The following is a 23,217-nucleotide window of genomic DNA, read 5'->3' on the forward strand; positions in this document are numbered from 1 at the left end:
GTTAATCCCCCGATGGCCGGAACCTAATATCATAGTAATTTTATGGATTTTATAAACGAGGGATCGATTGCCCAAATTTCGACCATTTGGAAAAGGCAATTGCTTATTTCTTGAATTGTCGGCACGGCATTGCTCCGAGCCGTTTATGAGCCTGCGTGCGGCGTGAGGTCGGAAAGGCGGCCTTTAATCTTTGCCAGCTCTTCTTCGTTGCGAGTCATTCCGCTCGCAACATCTCCTGCATCCGTCCGACGATGTCGTCGAGGATAGCGATCCTCTGGCCGCCGCTCGGGCGTATCGCGAAATAAGAGACCTCGATCCTCGGTTCGAACGGAATTGCAATCACCTCGGCCCCGGCGGAGCGAAGGCTGGTATGATCGACAATGCCGACGCCCATACCGGCGGCGGCGAAGTGGCAGCAGTTCAGCATCGATGTTTCCATGGTGCTGACAGGTTGATGGTCTTCACGGGAGAAGGCCCTGTCCAGCGAAAGCCTCAGCGGCGAATTCCTGCCCGGAATAAGCACACGTTCATCGATGAGATCGGCCGGCGTTATGACGTTGCGCCCGGCGAGCCGATGGCCGGGGGCCATGGCGGCGACGGCGCCCGCGCTATGCAGGCGGAAGGCGTTTTTTTCCACCATGCGCGGCGAACTGAAGACAAGGCCGAGATCGTAACGGTTCTGCTCGACCATGTCCCAGATATATCGGCTATTCTCAACGTCGATCACCAGTGGAATATCCGGCCGGTCGCCGATCGTGTCGATGATTGCCCTATGCAAATAGGGCCGCACCAGGGATGTGACGCTGGCGATGCGCAGGACGGTGTTCTTGTGCAGGCGGATGTCGGCGGCTGCCTGTCCGATCTGGTCGAGCCCGAGATAGAGGCGTTCCACCTCGCGATAGAGCTTCGTCGCTTCCGCCGTCGGCATCAGCCGGGCGCCCACCCTTTCAAACAGGGTCATCTGCACGATGTCTTCGAGATCGCGGATCAGCCGGCTGACCGCCGGTTGCGTTACGTTCATGGCTTCCGCCGCAGCCGTAATGCCGCCGGTCATCATGACGCTGCGGAAAGCTTCGACCTGCCGTGGTTTCAACCGCAACCTTTACTCCTCCCATAACATTCAGGCATGAACTCTGTACCAAATGCAATTTTTCTTTTCCATAGAGAAGCGTTAACTCCTTTTGATCGCGCAGGGAGAGTGCGCGCTGGAACAACCCGGAGGAGTCCTCATCATGAAGTTTTCTGCTTTCGCAGCCGCATTGGCAGCGTCTGTTTTCGCCATGCCGCTCGCAAGTCAGGCAAAGGACCTCACCGTTGGTCTTTCCGCTTCGACAACGTCCATGGATCCGCAATTTTACGTCGTCGGCCCGAACAGCGCGATGGCGCGCAATATTTTCGATGGCCTCGTCAACCAGGACGAGAAGCAGCAGATACAGCCCGCACTCGCCACTTCCTGGAAAGTCGTCGATGACAAGACCTGGGAATTCAAGCTGCGCGAAGGCGTGAAATTCCACGACGGCAGCGATTTTACCGCCGAGGACGTGGTTGCCAGCATCAAGCGCATCCCTTTGGCCTCGACCAACAGCCCAAGCTCGTTTGCCGCCTATGTGAAGGCGATCACCGAGGTCACCGCCGTTGACCCGCTGACCGTGCGCATAACGACGGCCGGCCCGACGCCGCTGCTGCTCAACAACCTCAGCCGTATCGCCATTCTCCCGGCCGAAATGGAAAAGGTAACGACGGGCGAGATGAATAGCGGCAAGGGCGTCATCGGCACCGGCCCGTTCAAATTCGTGTCCTGGTCGCCGGACGACAATGTCGTGGTTGCCCGGAACGATACCTATTGGGGCGAAAAGGCTGCCTGGGACAAAGTGACCTTCCGCGTCTTCAAGAACCCGAGCGCGCGCGTTGCCGCCATGCTTTCGGGTGATGTCGACATGATCGAAAGCATTCCGACGGCCGATACCCGCAGGCTTGAGGCATCCGACAAGCTGAAGGTCGTCAATATTGCCGGCAACCGCATCATGTATCTCCACATGGATCAGGCCCGAGAGGAATCGCCTTTCGCCAAGGGGCCGGATGGCAAGAACCCGCTTCTGAAGCCGGAAGTGCGCCGTGCCCTGTCCCTGTCGATCAACCGTGAAGCACTTGTTGACCGCATCATGGATGGACAGGGCGTTCCGGCCGGTCAGGTCGTTCCCGAAGGTTATTTCGGTTACGATCCGGCAATCAAGGTCGATGCTTATGACCCGAACAAGGCCAAGGAACTGTTGGCGAAGGCCGGTTATCCCGACGGTTTCCAGCTGACCTTCCATGCTTCGAACGACCGTTATCCGAATGATAGCAAGGTTGCACAGGCAATCGGCCAGTTCTTCAGCCGCGTCGGTGTCAAAACCGAAGTCGCGACCCTGCCGGGCAGCGTTTATTTCACCCGTGCCTCGAACCTCGAATTCAGCTTCATCATGGGTGGCGCCGCTGTCGAAACCGGCGAAGCCTCCGGCGTGCTTGGGCCTATCCTCGAAACCTATGGCGAAAAGGCGGGGCAGGGCAATCGCGGCCGTTATTCCAACCCGGAATTCGACAAGGATTTGAATGAGGCGCGTGCGACGCTTGACGATGCCAAGCGCGAGGAACTGCTGCGCAAGGCAACCGAAGTCGCCATGGGCGACCTCGGTGTCATCCCGGTCTTTTATCTCGCGAACACCTGGGCGGTGAAGAGCGACATCAGCTATGCCGGCCGCTCGGACGGCTACACGCTTCCCTACTACGTGAAGCCGAACTGATCCGAAAAAAGGAGCGATCCGCCATGTCTTTCAGCGGTGTATTTCCCTATCTCGTCTCGCCGGTCGATGCATCCGGCAAGGTGATGCAAGGTGTGCTGACGGATCTGGTGGATCATCTGATCGGCGAGGGCGTTCACGGCCTCGCGCCGCTCGGCAGCACGGGCGAATTTGCCTATCTCTCCCAGGAGCAGAGACGCTGCGTCGTCGACACGGTGATTTCGGCCAATCGCGGCCGGGTTCCCGTTGTCGCCGGCGTGGCGTCGACCTCGACTGCCGATGCGGTGGCCCAGACCGAATATATGGTGGAAGCGGGTGCGGATGGCATTCTGGCCATTCTCGAAGCCTATTTCCCTGTCAGCGACGAGGGTGTGGAAGCTTATTTCACCGCAATCGCGAAAGCGGCCAAAGGGCGGCCGGTGGTGCTCTACACCAATCCGCAGTTCCAGCGTTCCGATCTCTCTCTCCCGGTGATCGAGCGGCTGAGCCATATCGATAATGTCAGCTACATCAAGGACGCCTCGACCAATACTGGCCGCCTGCTTTCCATCATCGAACGAACCCGTGGACGGATGCAGGTCTTTGCCGCCTCCGCGCATATTCCGGTCTGCGTGATGATGATTGGTGGCGTGGGCTGGATGGCGGGACCCGCCTGCATCGTGCCCCGGCAGAGCATCGCGCTCTATGAAGCGGCAAGGGCTGGGAACTGGATGCTGGCGATGGAGATGCAGCGGCCGATGTGGAAGGTCAACGAGATCTTCGCGAAATATTCGATTGCCGCCTGCATCAAGACGGCGCTTGAGCTGCAGGGTTTCGCCGTTGGGGCGCCGATCCATCCGCAACTGCCGCTCAGTGAAGCCGCGCGGGCGGAGATCGCCGACGTGCTGCGCGATGTCGGCGCGCTCTGAGTTTTTTCCCATCCCACACCACACATTGAAGGCATTTGAGAATGAAGCCGATTTCGATCATCGTAGATTGTGATCCCGGTATCGACGACACCATTGCGCTCCTCACCGCATTCGTGTCGCCGGAACTCAAGATCCTTGGCATCACGCCGGTCTGTGGCAACCAGCCGCTGGAGCGGACGGTGCGCAATGCCCTGCAGGTCTGCGAGCTCGGTGGACGAACCGATATTCCGGTCTATGCCGGCTGTTTCCGCCCGATGCTGCGTGAGCCGATCCATGGCCAGTTCCACGGCAAGACCGGGCTCGGAAACACCGTTCTGCCCGAGCCTGCCAAAAAGGTGGAAACCATGTCCGCCGTCGATTTCCTGATCGAAGCGCTGGGTGAGGCGGCTAAAAAGGGCGAGCGTATCACGCTCTGCTGCCTTGGCCCGATGACCAATGTCGCAGTCGCGTTGCGCATGAAGCCGCAGATCGCCGAGGGCATCGAGCGTATCGTGATGATGGGCGGCGCCTATCGCGAACCTGGCAATCGCACGATGACCTCGGAATACAATGTTCTGGCCGATCCGCACGCCGTGCACGTGGTGTTTTCAAGCGGTATCCCGATTGTCGCGCTGGCGCTTGATGCCACCCATCAGGTGATGCTGAAGCCGGAACATGTCACCGAGTTTTCACGCGTCAGCGGTCGCATTTCGCAGACGCTTGCCGAGCTGATGGCCTTCTGGGACCGCAATGACGTTCCCCGCTACGGCTCGCGCGGCGGCCCGCTGCATGATCCGCTGGTCATGGCCTATATCCTTGCGCCGCATCTGTTCGAAACGCAGAAGGCGCGGGTCTTCGTCGAATATGAAAGCGAACTCTGCATGGGACAGACGATTGCCGACTGGTACGGCAAGAGCGGTCTTGAACCCAATGCCGACATCGTCACCAGGGTTGATGCCGAGGGCGTCATCGCCTTCTTCCTGGAACGGCTGTCGCGTTACGCCGAAAAGGTGGTGGCATGAAAGCGCATAAGGTCATCATCGATGCGGATCCCGGCGTCGATGACGCCGCCGCCATCCTGATGGCGCTCGCCTCGCCGGAGATTGACGTTCTGGGCCTGTCCATCGTTGCCGGCAATGTGCCGCTGCACGACACCGTCGTCAATGCCTGCAAGCTGGTAGGCCTGAGCGGCAGACGCGGCGTGCCGGTCTATGCCGGCGCCAGCGGGCCGCTGGTGCGCGAGCAGGTGCTTGGCAAATATGCCCGTATCGGCGCTTTCGATGATGCGCTGGTCAAGGCCGGCGGGATTGTGCCGGAAGAAGAAAATGCGGTGCAGTTCATCGTGCGAACCGCACGCGCCGCAGTTTATGCCGGCGAACAGATCACCATCTGCGCCATCGGGCCGATGACCAATATTGCGCTGGCGCTCGTCCAGCATCCGGATGTCGCGCGCGGTATCGGCCGGATCGTTGCCATGGGCGGTGCCTTTACCGCGCTCGGCCACCGCACGCCATGGGCGGAGTTCAACATCTACGCCGATCCACATGCCGCCGAGATCGTCTTACAGTCTGGTGTGCCGATCGTGTTGATGCCGCTCGACATGACGTTCAAGGCGCTGTTCACGGCCGAACATTTTGAAAGATTCCGCGCCGGCGGCGAAGCGGGTGGTGCGCTGTTCAACCTGTTCTCCACCTTTGACCGCAGCGACGTCAAACGCTTCGGTCGCCCGGGCGGGCCGATCCACGATGCGACCACGATCGCGTGGCTGATCCGCCCTGAACTCTTCACCAGTTGCGAAGCTTTTGTCGGCGTACAGGTCACAGGCCTGACAATGGGTTATACCTATGCCGATTTCTACAGGAAGATGGACCGGGCGGCCAATGCCACCGTCGTCACCGATATTGACGAGACCGGTTTCATCGAATTGCTGATCGAGCGCATCGCCCGCCATGGCGGCGAAGCGCTCGGCGGACAAACACCGGGAGGCTCAAGATCATGAGCGGATATATCCTAAGCCGGTCGATGCAGACCGTGCTCACCCTTCTCGTCATGTCGGTTCTGGTCTTTGCCGGCCTCTACCTCGTCGGCAATCCGGTCGACGTGCTGCTGAGCCCGACCGCGACGCCGGCTGAAAGGCTGCAGGTCATCCAGTCCTTCGGTCTCGACAAGCCGGTCTGGGAACAATACTGGCTGTTCCTGACCCGCGCGCTTTCAGGCGATCTTGGCAATTCCTTCGTGTTCAACCAGCCGGCGCTGACGCTGATCCTGAACCGCATGCCCGCCACGCTGGAACTTGCATTCGTTGCGCTGTTCATGGCGCTTGTCATCGGCATACCGCTCGGCGTTTATGCCGGCCTGAAGCCGAAGGGCTTCATTTCCAAGTCGATCATGACCTTCTCCATCCTCGGCTTCAGCCTGCCGACCTTCTGGATCGGTCTTGTCATGATCATGTTCTTCAGCGTCTATCTGGGCTGGCTGCCGGCCTCCGGCCGCGGCGACACCGTGTCCGTGCTCGGCGTGCCGCTCAGCCTCTTCACGCTGGACGGCCTGTCGCATCTTCTGCTGCCGGCCTTCAATCTGGCGCTGTTCAAGATTTCGCTCGTCATCCGTCTCACCCGCGCCGGCGTGATGGAAACCATGCAGCTCGATTTTGTCCGTTTCGCCCGGGCCAAGGGTCTGACGGAGCGCCGTATCGTTATCGTGCATGTCATGAAGAACACGCTGATCCCGCTGATTACCGTCATCGGCCTCGAACTCGGCTCGCTGATCGCCTTCGCCGTCGTCACCGAAACGATCTTCGCATGGCCGGGCATGGGCAAGCTCATCATCGACGCCATCGGCGTTCTCGATCGCCCCGTCATCCTCGCCTATCTGATGATCACCGTCGTGATGTTCAGCGTCATCAATCTTCTGGTCGACATTCTCTATTCCTTGGTCGACCCCCGCGTCCGTCTTGAGGGGAATTCGTGATGACCGACAGCAAGTCCCCGACCGTTTCGGTTCACGCCACCGCAAACACCGATACCCGCGCGACCTCCCGTTCGCCGGGCCGGGAAGTCGTTTATGCGCTGCTGCATGACAAGCTCGCCTTGATCGGCATCGTGTTGGTGACGGTCTTTATCCTCGCCGCCGTTTTCGCGCCGATGATCGCGCCGCAGAACCCTTACGATCTCGCCCAGCTTGACATTATGGACGGCCGCCTGCCGCCGCTTTCGAAAAGCATGTCGGGCCTGACCTATCTGATCGGCACGGATACGCAGGGCCGCGACCTGTTCAGCGCCATTCTTTATGGCCTGCGCACCAGTATTCTCGTCGGCCTTTCGAGTGCGGCGATTGCACTCGTCATCGGTGCGTCCATCGGCCTTATCAGCGCCTATGCCGGTGGCCGGCTGGATTCCATCCTGATGCGTATCGTCGATATCCAGCTCAGCTTCCCAGCCATTCTGATCGCGCTGATCTTCCTCGCCATTCTCGGCCAGGGCGTCGACAAGATCATTCTGGCGCTGGTGGTCACGCAATGGGCCTATTATGCGCGCACAATCCGCGGCTCCGCGCTGGTTGAGCGCAAGCGCGCCTATGTGGATGCGGCCCGCTCGATGGCGCTGCCGGACCGCAGCATTCTCTTCCGGCATATTCTGCCCAATTGCCTGCCGCCGCTGATCGTTGTCGCCACCATGCGTGTCGCCTATGCCATCATGCTGGAAGCGACCCTGTCCTTCCTCGGCATCGGCCTGCCGGTGACGGAGCCCTCGCTCGGTCTGTTGATCTCGAACGGGTTCGAATATCTGCTTTCCGGCGATTACTGGATCAGCTTCTTTCCGGGCCTCGTCCTGCTGTTGCTCATCGTCGCGATCAACCTGATCGGCGATGCCCTGCGCGACATTCTCAATCCGCGACGGGAGGGCTGATGCCATGACCGCACCAATGACCAATCCGATCCTGTCGATTTCAAACCTCAACACGGCGTTTCGCGTCGGCGGTGAATGGCGCAATGTCGTCAACGATGTCAGCTTCGACATCAATGCGAAGGAGACCGTCGCTGTCGTCGGTGAATCCGGTTCCGGCAAGAGCGTCACGGCCATGTCGATCATGCGGCTTCTGTCGCCCGGCAATTCGCGGGTGACCGGCCGTATCGATTTCGAGGGCAAGGACCTCCTGTCTCTCCCGCTTGAGGCCATGCAGAAAATCCGCGGCAACCGCATTGGCATGATCTTTCAGGAACCGATGACGTCGCTCAATCCGGTCCTGAAGATCGGCCAGCAGATCACCGAAGTTCTGGTGCAGCACCGCGGCATGTCGCATGCGCAGGCGGAAGCCGAAGCCGTGCGGCTGCTGGAGAAGGTGCGCATTCCCTCGGCGAAATCGCGTCTCAACGAATATCCGATGAATTTTTCCGGCGGCATGCGCCAGCGCGTTGTCATCGCCATCGCACTTGCCTGCGACCCGAAGCTGCTGATCGCCGATGAGCCGACGACGGCGCTCGATGTCACCATTCAGGCGCAGATCCTCGAACTGATCAAGACCCTGCAGGAAGAGGAGGGCATGTCGGTGCTCTTCATCACCCACGACATGGGTGTTGTCGCCGAAATCTCCGACCGCACGGTGGTGATGTTCCGCGGTGAGCAGGTTGAAACCGGCACGACGCATGATCTATTTGCCGGCGCCAGCCACCCCTATACGCGTGCGCTCCTTTCCGCTGTGCCGCAGCTCGGTTCGATGACCGGCATGGACCGGCCGCTGCGCTTCCCGCGCGTGGATATGGCGACTGGCGAGATCGAGCCCGTCAAGCCGACGGAGGATACGGTCAAGCGGGATACGCCGCCGATCCTCAAGGTCGACAATCTGATCACGCGCTTCCCGATCAAGCAGGGTTTCCTGCGCAAGACGATCGGCCGCATTCACGCTGTCGAGGGCGTCTCGCTGGAGCTGCGGCAGGGCGAAACCCTCTCGCTTGTCGGCGAATCCGGTTGCGGCAAGTCCACCACCGGCCGCTCGATCATCCGGCTGACGGATCCCGTCTCCGGTAAGGTCAGCATCGGCGGCAAGGATGTGCTGAAAGCCGGCAAGGGTGAGCTTGCCGATATTCGCCGCCAGGCGCAGATGATCTTCCAGGACCCGTTTGAAAGCCTGAACCCGCGCATCCGTGTCGGTCAGGCGATTGCGGAACCGATTATCGCGCATGGGCTGGCGACCGCTTCGCAGGCCCGTGAGCGCGTCGGCAATCTCCTCGAACGCGTGGGGCTTTCCGCCTCGATGGCCGATCGTTTCCCGCATGAGTTTTCCGGCGGCCAGCGCCAGCGCGTGTGCATCGCGCGCGCATTGGCACTGGAACCGAAGCTGTTGATCGCCGATGAATCCGTTTCCGCACTCGATGTGTCGGTAAAGGCGCAGGTCATCAATCTGATGCTCGACCTGCAGGAAAAATACGGTCTGGGTTATCTCTTCATCAGCCATGATATGGCCGTTGTGGAGCGTATCAGCCACCGCGTCGCCGTCATGTATCTTGGTGAGATCGTCGAGATCGGCTCCCGTCAGGCCGTGTTCGAAAACCCGCAGCACGACTATACCAAACGGCTGATGGCAGCAGTGCCGATTGCCGATCCTTCACGCCGGCAGACGCGGCGGATTTCCAATGAGGAGATCAAAAGCCCGTTCCGCTCCGCCGATTACGTGCCGCCGAAGCGCGTTTACGAAGAGGCTGGTGAAGGGCACTTCGTGCTGGTTGCATAGGCGCGCTGAGTTCGATTCCGTGCTGGCCCGTGTTGATGGCCATGTGTACATTGCTTGGCTCTGGCGGGGTCGCGCTGGCCTAATGGCCAGCGTGATCGTCAATGCACGAGGTGAGCGTGATGGTCGACAGAAAATCGGAGAAAGCTGCCAGTATCGCAGGCACCCACCATCCGGATGTGGCGCCGAAGCTCCTTTCGGGCGGCAATCCCCAGATTGCCAAAGGCTATGGCGATGCGCCGGTGCAGGCTTATATTGCAGCCATGCCGGAGTGGAAAAGTGCTCTCGGAGCCCGCATCGACGCATTGATCGAGAACATCGTTCCCGGCGTACACAAGGCGGTGAAGTGGAACTCGCCTTTTTACGGGAGGGAGGGGGATGTCTGGTTTCTCGCCCTTCATTGTTTTACGAAATACGTCAAGGTTACCTTCTTCGACGGCGTATCGTTGCACCCGATGCCGCCCGGTACTTCCAAACAACAGAAAGTTCGCTACCTCGATATTCACGAGGGCGCATTCGATGAAGCGCAGTTCATCGAGTGGGTAAAGCAGGCGAGCCAGTTGCCCGGCGAAAAGATGTAGGTGGCTCGGCGCTTGTTTGGCGGGCTAAGGGCTGCCGGCGAATCACGCCATCTTTCGCGCTCTGAAAAAGCGGCAACTGGTTGCGGATGATGAGAAATTCCGGCCACCTCGATACAGTTTTTCCGCTGTGAAGAAAAACCGGCCGATCCGGCGGATTTCTGTTTACTTTTGCCGAAGTTGCACCACATCACGCTGTTTGAATTCGCTGCGAAGCGCATCGCAAATGACGGAGAATGAGATGAAGGCACTGGTGCTCGAAGAAAAAGGAAAGCTCTCGCTCAGGGAGTTTGATATTGCCAGCAAGCTCGGGCCGAAGGATGTGCGCATCCGCACCCATACGGTCGGCATCTGCGGTTCGGACGTCCATTATTATACCCATGGCAAAATCGGCCATTTCGTCGTGAACGCGCCGATGGTGCTTGGCCATGAAGCCTCCGGAACGGTTGTCGAGACCGGTGCCGAGGTGACCCATCTGAAGGCCGGCGACCGTGTCTGCATGGAGCCGGGCATTCCCGACCCGACATCGCGTGCCTCCAAGCTTGGCATCTACAATGTTGATCCGGCCGTCAGCTTCTGGGCGACCCCTCCCGTCCATGGTTGCCTGACGCCGGAAGTCATTCATCCCGCAGCCTTTACCTACAAGCTGCCTGACAATGTTTCATTTGCCGAGGGCGCCATGGTCGAACCCTTCGCTATCGGCATGCAGGCGGCGCTGAGGGCGCGTATTCAACCCGGCGATATTGCCGTGGTGACGGGTGCCGGCCCGATCGGCATGATGGTGGCGCTGGCGGCGCTTGCTGGCGGTTGCGCCAAGGTGATCGTCGCCGATCTCGCCCAGCCGAAGCTGGATATCATAGCAGCCTATGACGGCATCGAAACGGTCAACATCCGCAAGCACAACCTCGCCGAAGCGGTTGCGGCTGCGACGGACGGCTGGGGTTGCGATATCGTCTTTGAATGCTCCGGTGCCGCACCTGCCGTGCTCGGAATGGCGAAACTGGCGCGTCCCGGCGGTGCAATCGTTCTCGTCGGCATGCCGGTCGATCCGGTCCCGGTCGATATTGTCGGCCTGCAGGCCAAGGAGCTTCGGGTGGAAACGGTTTTCCGCTACGCCAATGTCTATGACCGGGCGGTCGCCCTCATCGCCTCCGGCAAGGTTGACCTGAAGCCGCTGATTTCCGCAACCATTCCCTTTGAAGACAGCATCGCCGGTTTTGATCGCGCGGTGGAGGCAAGGGAAACGGACGTGAAACTGCAAATTCTGATGCCGCAATAAGTCGCTGCGGCTCATTGTCCGCTGATGATCGAGCGGCAAATACCCTGCGGAAAAGTATGAGCGCGAACTGCCGGTGACAGGTGGATCGCGCTCTAAAAATTCATCATCTCTTTTTGCTCCATGCGCATTATATGTGCGTATCACGCAAAATTGCGCAGGAAATTCGGCATAGCGGCGGGCATCGTTGGCGCCTTCCGCATCGGACTATTCAATTCCCGACAAAAAACAGTCAAAAAAGTATCAGCAATTTCCCCGGCATGATGTGGAACTATACGCGGCAAGCCATATGCTCTCCGCCAACGCCTGGGACGAGCCATAAAGAGGAATGGCTTTGCTCCGTAAATGCGGCGGACGTGACTGAAGGGAGGAATATTGATGCAGCCCGATCTGGAACTGGTGCACATCCGCAAGGGCGAATCCTTCGCTGCCTGGCGGCATGGCTATCCGTTCCGCACCGTGCGCTGGCACTACCATCCCGAATATGAAATTCATCTGGTCGTGGCGACATCCGGCACGTTCTATATCGGTGACTTCGTCGGTCGCTTCGGCCCCGGTCAGCTCATCATGACCGGTCCCAATCTCCCCCAGAACTGGATCAGCGAGATCGAGCCGGACGAGATCGTGCCGACACGCTCTCTCGTGATCCAGTTTCCGGAGAGCTTTATCGAGGATGCCTGCGCTTCCATGTCGGAGATGGATGTGGTGCGTGCGCTACTGGATCGCAGCCGCCGCGGCATTCTGTTTGACGACGAGACGAGCGACCGCGTTCGCCCGCTGATTCTTCGGTTGATCGAAGCGCAGGGTCTGACGCGTCTGGCGCTTTTCTGGGAAATTCTTGACCTCCTGGTCAATGCGCCGTCTTCCGAGGTGCTGGCGAGCCTGAGCTACGAACTTGATCTGACCGGCATCGGTGACAGCGGTATCAACCGCGCCCTGTCGCATCTACGCCAGCACCTGACCGAACAGGTCGAGGAGATCGACCTGGCCGACATGGTGGGCCAGAGCCCGAGCGCCTTTTCCCGCGCCTTCAAGCGTCATACGGGGACGACCCTGGTGCGGTATCGCAATCAGTTACGCATCGATCTCGCCTGCCAGATGCTGCTGGCGGATCAGGAGGTGAAGGTGGCGGAGGTCTGCTATGATGTGGGCTTCTCCAACCTTTCGAATTTCAACCGGCATTTCCTGAAGCTGAAGGGAATGTCGCCATCGAGGTTCCGGACCATATTCGCGGCCCAGAAGGCGGCGGTCATGGCGGACTAAACCAGCGAGACATCACGGATTTTCACCAATTCGGGCAGAGGACTGTCCGGAAACGGGCCCTTATTGCCCAAACTTTCCAAACGGGAGGAAGTTACAATGACGATGAAATCGAAACTGCTGATGGCGACAGCCGCAATTGCAATGATGGCCGCTCCGGCGCTCGCGCAGGAAAAGCTGAAGATCGGCATGACCTTTCAGGAGCTGAACAACCCCTATTTCGTGTCGATGCAGGAAGCGCTGAAGGAAGCTGCGGCAAGCATCGGCGCTGACGTCGTCGTCACCGATGCCGGTCATGATGTGGCAAAGCAGATTTCCGATGTTGAAGACATGCTTCAGCAGAAGATCGACATCCTGCTCCTGAACCCCACCGACAGCGCCGGCATCGAAGCCGCCGTGCATGCCGCCAAGGCTGCGGGTGTGACGGTCGTTGCCGTCGACGCCAATGCCAATGGCCCGGTCGATACCTTCGTCGGCTCCAAGAACCGTGATGCAGGCTACAAGTCGTGCAAATACCTCGGTGAAGCGCTCGGCGGCAAGGGCGAGGTCGCGATCCTCGACGGCATTCCGGTCGTGCCGATCCTGCAGCGCGTCGAAGGTTGCAAGGCAGCGCTTGCCGAATTCGCCGACATCAAGCTGGTCGACACGCAGAATGGTCGTCAGGACCGCTCCGTTGCTCTCGGTGTTGTCGAAAACATGATCCAGTCGCGTCCGAACCTTGCCGGTATTTTCTCGGTGAATGACGGCGGCGCGATGGGCGCACTCGCTGCGATCCAGGGTTCCGGCAAGGACATCAAGCTGACCTCGGTTGACGGCGCTCCGGAAGCGGTGAAGGCAATTGCCGACGGTGGCCCTTTCATTGAAACCACCGCGCAGTTCCCGCGTGACCAGGTCCGCGTTGGCCTTGCCATGGCGCTTGCCCAGAAGTGGGGCGCCCGCGTCGTGCCGAAGGAAGTGCCGATCGACGTCATGGTTGTCGATAGCAAAAACGCCGGCGAGTTCAGCTGGTAAGAACTCCTCCCAGGCCCCGTCCCCGTCTTGTACGGGGGCGGGGTTAAATCCCGACCATCGAGGAGGGTGAAATGCTGGAACTGAATGGAATAAGAAAAAGCTTTGGCAAGATCGAAGTCCTGCGCGGCGTCGACCTTGAGGCGCGCGCCGGTGAGGTGCATGCGCTTCTGGGCGAAAACGGCGCGGGCAAGTCGACTTTGATGAAGATCCTGTGCGGCATTTTGCAGCCATCGGAGGGAACGATCCGCATCGACGGGCAGGATCGCCGCTTTGCCAATTATGACGAGGCGATTGCCGCCGGCATCGGCATCGTGTTTCAGGAATTCAGCCTGATCCCCTATCTCAATGCCGTTGAAAACATGTTTCTTGCCCGCGAAATCCGCGGGCCGCTTCGCCTTTTGAATAAGGGCGCCATGCGCAAGCGCGCGGCTGAAATCATGAGCCGTCTGGCCGTGGATGTTCCGCTCGACGTGCCGGTACATCGCCTTTCGGTTGCCCAGCAGCAATTTGTCGAAATCGCCAAGGCACTGTCGCTGGATGCCCGCATTCTCGTGCTCGACGAGCCGACGGCGACGCTCACGCCCTCCGAGACCGAGCATCTCTTCAAGGTCATGCGTGAGCTGCGGCGTCAGGGCGTGGCGATCATCTTCATTTCGCATCACCTTGAGGAAATATTCGAGATCTGCGACCGCATCACCGTTCTGCGCGACGGCGAGTTGATCGGTTCCTGCCTGACGTCGGAGGTCGATAATGACCGTCTGGTCGAGATGATGGTCGGCCGGCGTATCGAAGCGAGCTTCCCACCGAAGCCGCAGCTTGATCCTTCCGCTGCAAAGGTGATCGAAGTCGAAGAGCTGCAGTTGAAGAAGGGTGGCCCCGTCTCACGCTTTGCGTTGCGCAAGGGTGAAATTCTCGGCTTTGCCGGACTTGTCGGCTCGGGCCGCACGGAAACGGTTCTCGCCATGCTGGGGGCGCATTCCGCCTCGCGCCGCAAGATCAAGCTCGACGGCGTGGACACGCGTTTTTCCGGCCCTGATGAGGCGCTGATGCGCGGCATCGGCCTTTTGCCGGAAAGCCGCAAGGAGGAGGGGTTGATTACCAGCTTCTCCATCCTGCAGAATATTTCGCTGAACAATTACCGCAAATACCGCAAGGCCCACTGGTTCCTCGATCTCAAAAAGGAACTGGAATACACGACAAAGGCCATGGCGCAGGTGCAGGTCAAGGCGCAGGGTCCCTTTGCCCGCGTCGACACGCTATCGGGCGGCAACCAGCAGAAGATCGTCATCGCCCGCTGGCTGAACCATGACATGCGCGTGCTGATCTTCGACGAGCCGACACGCGGCATCGACGTTGGTGCGAAGGCGGAAATCTACTCGCTGATGCGCGAATTCGCTGCCAAGGGATACTCGATCATCATGATCTCCTCGGAGCTGCCGGAAGTGATCGGCATGTCGGACCGCGTCTGCGTGTTCCGCTCCGGCGGCATCGTTGCCACCGTCGAGGGCGCAGACATCAATTCAGAAACAATAATGACAAACGCCACCACCGGGAGGGTTGAACATGTCGCTTGATGCAAATACCGGCGTTGCCGCGAAAACGGGCGGTTTCAGTCTCGGCAACCTGCTGCGCTCACCATTGGCCCTGCCGCTGGCGGGCCTGATTGTCGTATCGATCCTCATGGGTCTTGCGAGCGACAATTTCTTCAGCGTCAACAACATCATGAACGTGCTGCGGCAGGTGTCCGTCGTCGGCATCCTTGCCGTCGGCATGACCTTCGTCATCCTCACCGGGGGCATCGATCTGTCGGTTGGTGCGGTCATGGCGCTTGTCGGCACGCTGTCTGCCGGCCTCATGGTGAACACCGGCCTGTCGCCCGCAGTTGCCCTGCCGGCTGGCCTCTTCATCGGGTTGGGCATCGGCATCTTTAACGGGGCGCTTGTCGCCTGGGGCAAGATGCCCGCTATCATCGTCACGCTCGCCACCATGGGCATGGCGCGCGGCCTTGGCCTTATCTATTCCGGCGGTTATCCCGTCAGCGGCATTCCGAGCTGGATTTCCTGGTTCGGCGTCGGCCGTGTCGGTGTGGTTCCGGTGCCGGTCATCATCATGGTGGTGATTTATGCGGTGGCATGGGTGCTGTTGCAGCGCACGGCCTTCGGCCGTCACGTCTACGCGCTTGGCGGCAACGAGTTGGCGGCCCGCCTTTCAGGCGTGAAGACCAGGCGCGTCAAACTTGCCGTCTATGGCATCTCGGGCGTGACTGCAGCCCTTGCCGCGCTCATCCTCACCGGCCGCCTGATGAGCGGTCAGCCCAATGCCGGCGTCGGCTTCGAACTGGATGCCATTGCGGCCGTCGTTCTCGGCGGCACGGCGATTGCCGGCGGCAGGGGTCTCATTCTCGGCACGCTCATCGGTGCGGTGCTGCTCGGTATTCTCAATAACGGCCTCAACCTGATGGGCATCAACCCTTATCTGCAGGATGTCATCAAGGGTGGCATCATCCTGCTGGCTATCTATATCGGGCGCGATTGGCGCTGAGCCGGCCCGGAAACATCTTCATAAACGCAGGAGAATTAAATGTCTGAATCGCTGCAAGGCAAGATCGCGGTCATCACCGGTGCCGCATCCGGCATCGGGCTTGCCACATCAGAAGCGCTTCTGGAACAGGGCGCGACCGTGGTCATGGTCGACTGGAATGAGAAAGCCTTGAAAGATCTGGCCGCCAGGCTTGGTGACCGCGCCATCCCGCAGGTGACGAACCTTTTGGATGCCGACAGCTGCAATGCCATGATCCCGGAAATCCTCGAGAAGGTCGATCATATCGACATTCTCTATTGCAATGCCGGCACCTATATCGGCGGTGAGCTGACCGAAACGACGCCTGAAGCCATCGACAAGATGCTGAACCTCAACGTCAACGCCGTGATGAAGAATGTGCAGGCCGTCGTGCCGCATATGTCGGAGCGCAAGACGGGTGATATCATCGTCACCTGCTCGATCGCCGGTCATTTCCCGACCTATTGGGAGCCGGTCTATTCGGGTTCGAAATGGGCGATCACCAGCTTCGTGCAGGGCATGCGCCGCCAGATGATCCCGCACGGCGTGCGCGTCGCGCAGGTCTCGCCCGGCCCCGTCGTCTCCGCACTTCTGGCGGACTGGCCGGAGGAAAACCTCCGCAAGGCCAAGGAATCGGGTAGCCTTATCGATGCGAGTGAAGTGGCCGATGCCGTTATCTACATGCTGACGCGCAAGCGTACCGTCACCATCCGCGACATGCTGGTGCTGCCGACCAACTTCGACCGCGTCTAAAAACTTCAGGGGCGGCTGGGAAAGTCGGAACCGGTCCAGCCGCTCCACATCGTTCAAGCACCGGATGATCCGCTCCGAGGAGTATCGCAAATGGCTTCCTACCTTGTTGGCGTCGATGTCGGGACAGGCTCGGCGCGGGCCGGTGTCTTCGATGTCGCAGGTAAGCTTCTCGCTACCGCCAAGCGCCCGATCAGCATGCACCGCGAGGATGGCGGCATTGCCGAACAATCGAGCGGTGAGGTGTGGCAGGCGGTTTGCGACAGCGTGCGCGAAAGCGTTTCGCGCGCCGGTATCGATCCGGCCGAAGTTGCCGGCATCGGTTTCGACGCGACCTGCTCGCTCGTTGTTCGCGGGCCTGATGATGAGACCCTGCCGGTCGGCGCTGCGGATCATCCCGAACGCGATATCATCGTCTGGATGGATCACCGCGCCGTCGAACAGGCGGAGCGCATCAATGCTGGAGAGCATGCTGTCCTGAAATATGTTGGCGGCCGCATCTCTCCCGAAATGCAGACGCCGAAGCTTCTGTGGCTTCGTGAAAACCGGCCGGATGTCTATGCCCGTGCCGAGCACTTCTTCGACCTGACGGATTTTCTGACATGGAAGGCTTCCGGCGCGCTCGATCGTTCCGCCTGCACGGTAACCTGCAAATGGACCTATCTTGCCCATGAAAACCGCTGGGATGCGGAGTATTTCACCCGAATCGGGCTTGGCGATCTCGCCGAGCAGGGCTTCCGTCGCATCGGTGAAAGTGTCGTCTATCCCGGTACGGCGCTGGGTAATGGCCTGACCGAAGATGCGGCAAAAGCGATGGGGCTGGTTGCCGGAACCGCCGTTGCCGCAGGCTTGATCGACGCTCATGCAGGCGGCGTCGGAACCGTGGCTGCGGGCGGTGATGCTTCGCGATGCCTCGGTTATGTCTTCGGCACCTCGTCCTGCACCATGACGACCACCGCCGAACCCGCCTTTGTACCGGGTGTCTGGGGGCCCTATTATTCCGCCATGGTTCCCGGCGCCTGGTTGAATGAGGGCGGCCAGTCTGCCGCCGGTGCGGCCATCGATTATCTGGTGCAGTTGCACCCGGCCTTTGCCGAGGCGAAGGCGCTTGCTGAAAAGGAAGGCAAAGCCTTGCCGGTTTGGCTTGCCGACCGCGCGCTCAGCCTTGCCGCATCTGCTTCCGCCGCAGCTGAAGTCGCCGAAGATTTTCATGTGGTGCCGGAGTTTCTCGGTAACCGTGCGCCCTTTGCCGATCCCCATGCCCGCGCGGTCATTGCCGGTTATGGTATGGAGACCGGAGTGGATTCGCTCGTCGCGCTTTATGTGGCGGGCCTTCTCGGCCTCGGTTACGGGCTTCGCCAGATCATCGAAACGCAGGCCCGCAACGGCGCGCCGGTGGAAACCATCAGTGTCAGCGGCGGGGCCGGCGCTCATCCGCTTGCCCGGCAGTTGCTGGCCGATGCGACTAGCCTCCCGGTCGAACTCACCGAATGCGAAGAGCCGGTGCTTCTCGGATCTGCGATGCTTGGGGCCGTTGCCGCCGGAACCTATCCGGACCTGATGGCGGCGATGCCCGCCATGTCGCGCATTGCCAAATGTGCTTTACCCGATCCTGCTTTTCAAAAGGTTCATCAGTCGCGGTACGACGCGTTTCTGGCGCTTCAGAATGCGGCGCGGGCCATTCGCTCCGCCAGCCATTCCTGAAACGCGTCACAAGCTTAGATCATCCGGCCTTATCGGCCGCAAAATAACGAGGATTCCATGCAGTTTTCCGGAAAATCCGTCATCATCACCGGCGCAGGAAAGGGTATCGGCCGCGCCTGCGCTCTCCTGATGGCCGCGCGCGGCGCGGAAGTCGTGGCGATCAGCCGCACGCAGTCCGATCTCGACAGCCTGAAAAGCGAAATCGGCGGCCGTTCGATCCGCGTCGATCTCGCCGATGTGGCGGCAACGCGGGCGGCCATGATCGAGGCGGGGCCTTGCGATTTCCTGATCAACAGCGCCGGTATCAACGTGCTCGAAAGCGTGCTCGATATGAGCGACGAAGGTTATGAGGCCGTGCTTGGCATCAATCTGCGCGCCGCTCTCGTCACCTGCCAGGAATTTGCCCGTGCCCGCGTTGCGAAGGGCGGCGGCGGTGCGATCGTCAACATCACCTCGATTGCCGGTCACCGCGGTTTTCAGGATCACCTCTGCTATGCGGCGTCGAAGGCCGGACTTGAAGGTGCAACGCGGGTTCTCGCCAAGGAACTCGGTCCGCATGGCATTCGTGTCAACGCTGTCGCGCCAACCATCACGCTGACGGAACTGGCTGCGGAAGCATGGAACGATCCGACCAAGAGCGAACCGATGATGGTTCGCCATCCCTTGAAGCGCTTTGCCGAGGCCGAAGATGTGGCGCAAAGTATTGCGCTGCTTCTGTCGGATGATAGCAGCATGATTTCCGGTGCCGTACTGCCCATCGACGGCGGTTTCCTTGCCGTCTGAAACGGCCGCGTCTCGCAAATTTTGCGAATAAAATCCGAAAACTCTCCCCCTAAATCTTCGGTACAAGGCCGAACGGGGGAGAGGCTTGTCGTTATTCTTCGCCCGGCTGTTTGCCGGGCTTTTCCTGAAGACTAGTGGCGGTGCTCAGGCATGTCCTTGAGCTGGTCCTTGGTCCATGAGGTGACCGCGTGGACATCACCATCCTCGTCCCGCATGAAATCGAGATCGCTTAGAGGTACTGCGACGGGCTTTGCGCCGATACCGAGAAAGCCACCGACATCAATGATCGCGGTGCTGCCAGCGCCGACGCCGTGGACATGATCGACCTTGCCGACCTTGTGGTTATCCGCGCCATAAACAGTTGCGCCTTCCAGAACGGACGAAACCAGTTCGGTTTTGACGAGGCGTACATGATTGGTGTGATCCACTTTTCTTTCTCCTGCTTGGGGTTACAGGACAGGAACTCGTGCATGGCGAAACCGTTCCATCCGCATCGTTCCAAAATGGCATAAGCACCGTCAATCCGGTGTCACCAAACCGGAATAACGTCTCGAAGCGATATTATCGGTTGGGCTTGTTTCGATTGGGCCAATTCCCTCAAAAATCATGCTTGAAAAGATTGAACACGCGTGCAATATGAACGCGTGTTCAATCTTTCTAGAGATGGTTATTTCGCATGGACCTGATGCCCTATCCGGATACGTTGGCAGCCCGTGCCGAACTGTGCCGCAGCATTATTCTTTCCGCAGGCGAACTGGTGCTGAAAGGCTTTGAGGGTGAGGCGACGCGCAGCTTCTCGATGAAGGGTCCGCAGGACTTTCTGACGGTGACGGATGCGGCCTCCGAAGCGCATATTCGCGGTGCGATCTCGGCCTGTTTTCCCAACGACAGTTTTTTTGGCGAGGAGGGCGGCGGTGTAATCGGCGACCGTGTGTGGGTCGTCGATCCCGTGGACGGCACGGCGAACTTCGCCCGTGGCATACCGCATTTCTGCATTTCCATTGCCTATGTTGAAAATGGGCGAACCGAAATCGGCGCGATCTACAATCCCGCGCTCAACGAGCTTTATTTCGCCCGCCGCGGCGAAGGGGCGACACGCAACGGGCAGCCGATCCGGGTTGCGGAAACGCAACGTTTCGATGCGGCCTCAATCGAAATGGGCTGGTCGACCCGTATAGCCAATGCCACCTATCTCGATGTCGTCAAGAACCTGCTCGATATGGGCACCAATGTGCGCCGTGCCGGTTCCGGCGCGCTGGCGCTTGCCTATGTGGCCGATGGCCGTTCCGATGCCTATCTCGAATTGCATATGAATTCATGGGATTGTCTTGCGGGACTGTTACTCGTCAGCGAAGCTGGCGGCGATGTCTGCCCTTTCCTGGAGATTGGTAGTCTTGAAGATGGTGGGCCGGTGCTGGCCGCAGCTGGCGGCGTTGCGAGTGGCGTCAGCCAGGCATCGAAGATACCATTGGCAGAGCGGCAGCCTTCGGATCGGCAGCAGGCCCTATCGGCCTGAATTTAGACGGGCACCCGTCCGTGAAGGGTGCTTGGTGTATGTGGAGGAATGACATGGATGGACCCGTTTATGCCCGGCCTGCGATCAGCCTGATTGCGGAAGGGCTCGGCCCGCATAACGCTGCGCTTTATATCGGCGGCAGCGATGGTGCGAGCGATCTCGGGCTCCTGGGCCGGCACGGCATTACCATCGTCGTTAATTGCGCCGTCAATCTGGATATCAATGTCGTGCAGGCGACGGCGGAAGAGGGCGACAGGTGTGCCGTGGGTTATGGCGATATCCGCTACTACAAGCTCGGTCTCATCGATGGCGAAGGCAGCCCCGACACCATGATGCTGGGGGCCTACTACATCCTCGACGGTGCGCTTCGCCAGACCATGCCGAAGCGGGAAACCTATCCCTTCCCCGATGGTGGCAATGTGCTCGTCAATTGCCGCAGCGGCCGCAGCCGGTCCGTATCATTGGTCGCGCTCTTCCTGCACAAGCAGCAGCCGCATCTCTATCCCACACTTGACGATGCACTGGCCGTGATCCGCACGAAGCGGGAATTGCGCCCGGATGAATGGTTCGAGACGCCGAAACCGATGCTCTATGCCGCAGCCCGCCGTGCTTCCGACTGGATTGACATGGTTGAGGGCAGAAAGACTGTTCAATCATGCTGAAACGCACGCTTCCCTCCGTCGCCGTCATTGCCGATGCCCATTTTCATGACACGGCGGCCGATTTCGGTTTCCCCGGCATAGAGATCGGTGGTGAGCGCATCACCATGCGCAGCTGGTCGGATACACGCGAATCCACCCGGGTTTTCAACGAAAGCGCCGATGCGTTGCATGCCGCGCTCGAAGAGGTGCGGCGGCGCGGCATTCGCCACGTGGTGCTGCTTGGCGACTATACCGACGACGGCCAGCGGGCGACCTCCGAGACGCTGAAGGGTATTCTGAAGCACCATCGCGATGCCCATGGCACCGCCTTTTATGCATTGCCCGGAAATCACGATATTTTCGGCCCGCGTGGCCGGCACCATACCAAGGAGTTCCTGACGGAGAACGGCAAATGCCTTTCCGTTTCGAGCGATGCGCGGCGGGCCGGCGAACGGGTCGTGATCAGCGACCGGATGTATTGCGAGGGTTATCCTGCGGGCCTGGAGCCAATGGCGGCCTTCGGTTATTTCCGCCGGCCGGACTACCTGCACTGGGAAACACCGTTCGGGCTTTCCGATGCGGCGGAAGACCGGCTCTACGAGGTGCGCTCGCCCGATGGCCGCAATGTCTACCAGCTGATGGACGCTTCCTATCTGGTGGAGCCGGAACCCGGCCTCTGGCTGCTGATGATCGACGCCAATATTTTCGAACCGCTCGACGGCGTTTTCGAGAGGGGTGAAGAAGCAGCCTTCACCGACAGCACCTCCGGCGGCTGGAATGCGCTCTTGCGCAGCAAACCCTTCATCATCGACTGGATTGCCGATGTGCGTGAGAGGGCGGAGGCGCTCGGCAAGACCTTGCTCGGTTTCTCCCATTATCCGGCGCTCGATCCCTTCGATGGCGCAAGCGGTGCCGAAAGCGCGCTGTTCGGCGAAACCAATGTCGTCCGCCGCACACCCCGCAAAGCAGTTGAGGATGCGCTGATCAAGGCCGGGCTTAAACTTCATTTCAGCGGGCATCTGCATGTGGAAGGCGTGACCCGGCGCGGGGAGGGCGAAACCTCGCTCACCAATATCGCCGTGCCGTCCCTGGTCGCCTTTCCGCCCGCCTTCAAGATTGTGCATCCTTCGCAGCACGAAGTTTCCGTCGAAACGGTGGAAATGGCCGCCCTGCCGATCAACGATCGCATTTGCCGGGGTTATGCGCAGGAAACCGCACTTGCGGGCGAGGACGACGACCCGGCGTTTGCGGCGGGAAATTACGGTGATTTCCTGCTTGGCCATAAACGCGCGCTGATCAGGCATCGTTATTTCACAAAGGAGTGGCCAGCCGGGATCGTGGCGGCGATTGCGGATAAAACCGTATCGGAGGTTATCGACCTGCTGGGAGAGCAGAATATTGCCCCGCATGATGCCGTCCTGTCCTCCGGGCTGCCGATGTTCGAGCTGATTGCCGACTGGTATTGCCTGCGTCAGGGCGCGGGCCTGGCGCTTGCGCATATCGAGCCTCAACGGCTTTCCCTTTACCGGGCGCTGGCGGCACATCTTGGCCGCGAGCCCGATCATCACGACGGTTCGGTTAAGAGTTTCATCGAAATCTTCTTCGGCGCCCTCGGGCTGTTTCTAGAGCGTGCCGAAGGCGGTTCGCAGCATCTGGAACTGCGTCTCACACCGCAACGCCAATCCATTGCGGTGTGATACGAAGATTTTTTCGCCGCAATCGGCGATGTGAAAGGGGCATCTCAG

Annotated in this window: 21 protein-coding genes; 19 read left to right on the forward strand and 2 right to left on the reverse strand. The window is 59.9% G+C overall.

The window, feature by feature from the left end; all coding sequences use genetic code 11:
• Positions 1–214 precede the first annotated feature (214 nt).
• Positions 215–1,099, reverse strand: coding sequence for a LysR substrate-binding domain-containing protein (locus tag AGR13A_RS22400; RefSeq protein WP_080839617.1), 885 nt, complete (start codon positions 1,097–1,099; stop codon positions 215–217).
• Positions 1,100–1,232: 133 nt separating this feature from the next.
• Between AGR13A_RS22400 and AGR13A_RS22405 the strand changes: the two genes are divergently transcribed.
• From AGR13A_RS22405 to AGR13A_RS22480, 16 genes are all read left to right on the forward strand, one after another.
• Positions 1,233–2,783, forward strand: a complete 1,551-nt coding sequence (locus AGR13A_RS22405; RefSeq protein WP_080839620.1) for an ABC transporter substrate-binding protein — start codon at positions 1,233–1,235, stop codon at positions 2,781–2,783.
• A gap of 23 nt (positions 2,784–2,806) precedes the next feature.
• A complete protein-coding gene (locus AGR13A_RS22410) occupies positions 2,807–3,688 on the forward strand; it encodes a dihydrodipicolinate synthase family protein (RefSeq protein ID WP_080839622.1) in 882 nt (293 codons plus the stop codon).
• A 41-nt stretch (positions 3,689–3,729) separates the two neighbouring features.
• A complete protein-coding gene (locus AGR13A_RS22415) occupies positions 3,730–4,689 on the forward strand; it encodes a nucleoside hydrolase (protein ID WP_080839624.1) in 960 nt (319 codons plus the stop codon).
• Entirely contained in the window at positions 4,686–5,666 is a 981-nt protein-coding gene (locus tag AGR13A_RS22420; protein ID WP_080839626.1) for a nucleoside hydrolase, read from the forward strand. The genes AGR13A_RS22415 and AGR13A_RS22420 overlap by 4 nt, the downstream gene beginning before the upstream one ends.
• Positions 5,663–6,637, forward strand: a complete 975-nt coding sequence (locus AGR13A_RS22425; protein ID WP_080839629.1) for an ABC transporter permease — start codon at positions 5,663–5,665, stop codon at positions 6,635–6,637. The genes AGR13A_RS22420 and AGR13A_RS22425 overlap by 4 nt, the downstream gene beginning before the upstream one ends.
• Positions 6,637–7,575 (forward strand): ABC transporter permease, encoded by a 939-nt coding sequence (locus AGR13A_RS22430; RefSeq protein WP_035225792.1) that lies wholly within the window; start codon positions 6,637–6,639, stop codon positions 7,573–7,575. The genes AGR13A_RS22425 and AGR13A_RS22430 overlap by 1 nt, the downstream gene beginning before the upstream one ends.
• A gap of 16 nt (positions 7,576–7,591) precedes the next feature.
• A complete protein-coding gene (locus AGR13A_RS22435) occupies positions 7,592–9,397 on the forward strand; it encodes an ABC transporter ATP-binding protein (protein WP_080840416.1) in 1,806 nt (601 codons plus the stop codon).
• Between the two features lie 119 nt (positions 9,398–9,516).
• Positions 9,517–9,975, forward strand: a complete 459-nt coding sequence (locus AGR13A_RS22440; protein WP_080840419.1) for a DUF1801 domain-containing protein — start codon at positions 9,517–9,519, stop codon at positions 9,973–9,975.
• 238 nt (positions 9,976–10,213) lie between these two features.
• Positions 10,214–11,251 carry an NAD(P)-dependent alcohol dehydrogenase gene (locus AGR13A_RS22445; protein WP_080839632.1) on the forward strand — a complete coding sequence of 346 codons (1,038 nt, stop codon included), beginning with the start codon at positions 10,214–10,216 and terminating at the stop codon, positions 11,249–11,251.
• Positions 11,252–11,626: 375 nt separating this feature from the next.
• Entirely contained in the window at positions 11,627–12,511 is an 885-nt protein-coding gene (locus tag AGR13A_RS22450) for an AraC family transcriptional regulator (protein WP_080839634.1), read from the forward strand.
• Positions 12,512–12,607: 96 nt separating this feature from the next.
• On the forward strand, positions 12,608–13,519 hold the full coding sequence (locus tag AGR13A_RS22455; RefSeq protein ID WP_080839637.1) for an ABC transporter substrate-binding protein: 912 nt from the start codon (positions 12,608–12,610) through the stop codon (positions 13,517–13,519).
• Positions 13,520–13,590: 71 nt separating this feature from the next.
• Positions 13,591–15,093, forward strand: a complete 1,503-nt coding sequence (locus tag AGR13A_RS22460) for a sugar ABC transporter ATP-binding protein (RefSeq protein WP_080839639.1) — start codon at positions 13,591–13,593, stop codon at positions 15,091–15,093.
• A complete protein-coding gene (locus AGR13A_RS22465) occupies positions 15,083–16,060 on the forward strand; it encodes an ABC transporter permease (protein WP_035225776.1) in 978 nt (325 codons plus the stop codon). Before AGR13A_RS22460 ends, AGR13A_RS22465 begins: the two co-directional genes overlap by 11 nt.
• A 39-nt stretch (positions 16,061–16,099) precedes the next feature.
• A complete protein-coding gene (locus tag AGR13A_RS22470; protein WP_080839640.1) occupies positions 16,100–16,831 on the forward strand; it encodes an SDR family oxidoreductase in 732 nt (243 codons plus the stop codon).
• A 90-nt stretch (positions 16,832–16,921) separates the two neighbouring features.
• Positions 16,922–18,532: an FGGY-family carbohydrate kinase gene (locus tag AGR13A_RS22475; RefSeq protein WP_080839642.1), complete on the forward strand. Its 1,611-nt coding sequence runs from the start codon at positions 16,922–16,924 to the stop codon at positions 18,530–18,532.
• A 57-nt stretch (positions 18,533–18,589) separates the two neighbouring features.
• On the forward strand, positions 18,590–19,315 hold the full coding sequence (locus tag AGR13A_RS22480) for an SDR family oxidoreductase (RefSeq protein ID WP_080839643.1): 726 nt from the start codon (positions 18,590–18,592) through the stop codon (positions 19,313–19,315).
• Between the two features lie 131 nt (positions 19,316–19,446).
• Here the strand turns inward: AGR13A_RS22480 and AGR13A_RS22485 are convergent, their stop codons facing one another.
• Positions 19,447–19,743 carry a PRC-barrel domain-containing protein gene (locus tag AGR13A_RS22485; RefSeq protein WP_080839645.1) on the reverse strand — a complete coding sequence of 99 codons (297 nt, stop codon included), beginning with the start codon at positions 19,741–19,743 and terminating at the stop codon, positions 19,447–19,449.
• Positions 19,744–19,991: 248 nt separating this feature from the next.
• Between AGR13A_RS22485 and AGR13A_RS22490 the strand changes: the two genes are divergently transcribed.
• The 3 genes from AGR13A_RS22490 to AGR13A_RS22500 are packed head-to-tail and all read left to right on the forward strand — an operon-like array spanning position 19,992 to position 23,169.
• Positions 19,992–20,831, forward strand: coding sequence for an inositol monophosphatase family protein (locus tag AGR13A_RS22490; RefSeq protein WP_080839646.1), 840 nt, complete (start codon positions 19,992–19,994; stop codon positions 20,829–20,831).
• A 53-nt stretch (positions 20,832–20,884) separates the two neighbouring features.
• Positions 20,885–21,493 carry a dual specificity protein phosphatase family protein gene (locus AGR13A_RS22495; RefSeq protein WP_080839648.1) on the forward strand — a complete coding sequence of 203 codons (609 nt, stop codon included), beginning with the start codon at positions 20,885–20,887 and terminating at the stop codon, positions 21,491–21,493.
• The gene (locus AGR13A_RS22500) at positions 21,487–23,169 is read left to right on the forward strand and encodes a metallophosphoesterase family protein (RefSeq protein ID WP_080839650.1); all 1,683 of its coding nucleotides are present in this window, start codon (positions 21,487–21,489) and stop codon (positions 23,167–23,169) included. The genes AGR13A_RS22495 and AGR13A_RS22500 overlap by 7 nt, the downstream gene beginning before the upstream one ends.
• Positions 23,170–23,217 lie beyond the last annotated feature (48 nt).

Source organism: Agrobacterium genomosp. 13 str. CFBP 6927 (assembly GCA_900012615.1).
Taxonomy (GTDB): Bacteria; Pseudomonadota; Alphaproteobacteria; order Rhizobiales; family Rhizobiaceae; genus Agrobacterium.

What these genes read in the sequence shown, in the direction of transcription:
- AGR13A_RS22405 (WP_080839620.1), top strand. Translation starts at nt 1,233, where the DNA reads ATGAAGTTTTCTGCTTTCGCAGCCGCATTGGCAGCGTCTGTTTTCGCC.
- AGR13A_RS22410 (WP_080839622.1), top strand. Translation starts at nt 2,807, where the DNA reads ATGTCTTTCAGCGGTGTATTTCCCTATCTCGTCTCGCCGGTCGATGCA.
- AGR13A_RS22415 (WP_080839624.1), top strand. Translation starts at nt 3,730, where the DNA reads ATGAAGCCGATTTCGATCATCGTAGATTGTGATCCCGGTATCGACGAC.
- AGR13A_RS22420 (WP_080839626.1), top strand. Translation starts at nt 4,686, where the DNA reads ATGAAAGCGCATAAGGTCATCATCGATGCGGATCCCGGCGTCGATGAC.
- AGR13A_RS22425 (WP_080839629.1), top strand. Translation starts at nt 5,663, where the DNA reads ATGAGCGGATATATCCTAAGCCGGTCGATGCAGACCGTGCTCACCCTT.
- AGR13A_RS22430 (WP_035225792.1), top strand. Translation starts at nt 6,637, where the DNA reads ATGACCGACAGCAAGTCCCCGACCGTTTCGGTTCACGCCACCGCAAAC.
- AGR13A_RS22435 (WP_080840416.1), top strand. Translation starts at nt 7,592, where the DNA reads ATGACCAATCCGATCCTGTCGATTTCAAACCTCAACACGGCGTTTCGC.
- AGR13A_RS22440 (WP_080840419.1), top strand. Translation starts at nt 9,517, where the DNA reads ATGGTCGACAGAAAATCGGAGAAAGCTGCCAGTATCGCAGGCACCCAC.
- AGR13A_RS22445 (WP_080839632.1), top strand. Translation starts at nt 10,214, where the DNA reads ATGAAGGCACTGGTGCTCGAAGAAAAAGGAAAGCTCTCGCTCAGGGAG.
- AGR13A_RS22450 (WP_080839634.1), top strand. Translation starts at nt 11,627, where the DNA reads ATGCAGCCCGATCTGGAACTGGTGCACATCCGCAAGGGCGAATCCTTC.
- AGR13A_RS22455 (WP_080839637.1), top strand. Translation starts at nt 12,608, where the DNA reads ATGACGATGAAATCGAAACTGCTGATGGCGACAGCCGCAATTGCAATG.
- AGR13A_RS22460 (WP_080839639.1), top strand. Translation starts at nt 13,591, where the DNA reads ATGCTGGAACTGAATGGAATAAGAAAAAGCTTTGGCAAGATCGAAGTC.
- AGR13A_RS22465 (WP_035225776.1), top strand. Translation starts at nt 15,083, where the DNA reads ATGTCGCTTGATGCAAATACCGGCGTTGCCGCGAAAACGGGCGGTTTC.
- AGR13A_RS22470 (WP_080839640.1), top strand. Translation starts at nt 16,100, where the DNA reads ATGTCTGAATCGCTGCAAGGCAAGATCGCGGTCATCACCGGTGCCGCA.
- AGR13A_RS22475 (WP_080839642.1), top strand. Translation starts at nt 16,922, where the DNA reads ATGGCTTCCTACCTTGTTGGCGTCGATGTCGGGACAGGCTCGGCGCGG.
- AGR13A_RS22480 (WP_080839643.1), top strand. Translation starts at nt 18,590, where the DNA reads ATGCAGTTTTCCGGAAAATCCGTCATCATCACCGGCGCAGGAAAGGGT.
- AGR13A_RS22490 (WP_080839646.1), top strand. Translation starts at nt 19,992, where the DNA reads ATGGACCTGATGCCCTATCCGGATACGTTGGCAGCCCGTGCCGAACTG.
- AGR13A_RS22495 (WP_080839648.1), top strand. Translation starts at nt 20,885, where the DNA reads ATGGATGGACCCGTTTATGCCCGGCCTGCGATCAGCCTGATTGCGGAA.
- AGR13A_RS22500 (WP_080839650.1), top strand. Translation starts at nt 21,487, where the DNA reads ATGCTGAAACGCACGCTTCCCTCCGTCGCCGTCATTGCCGATGCCCAT.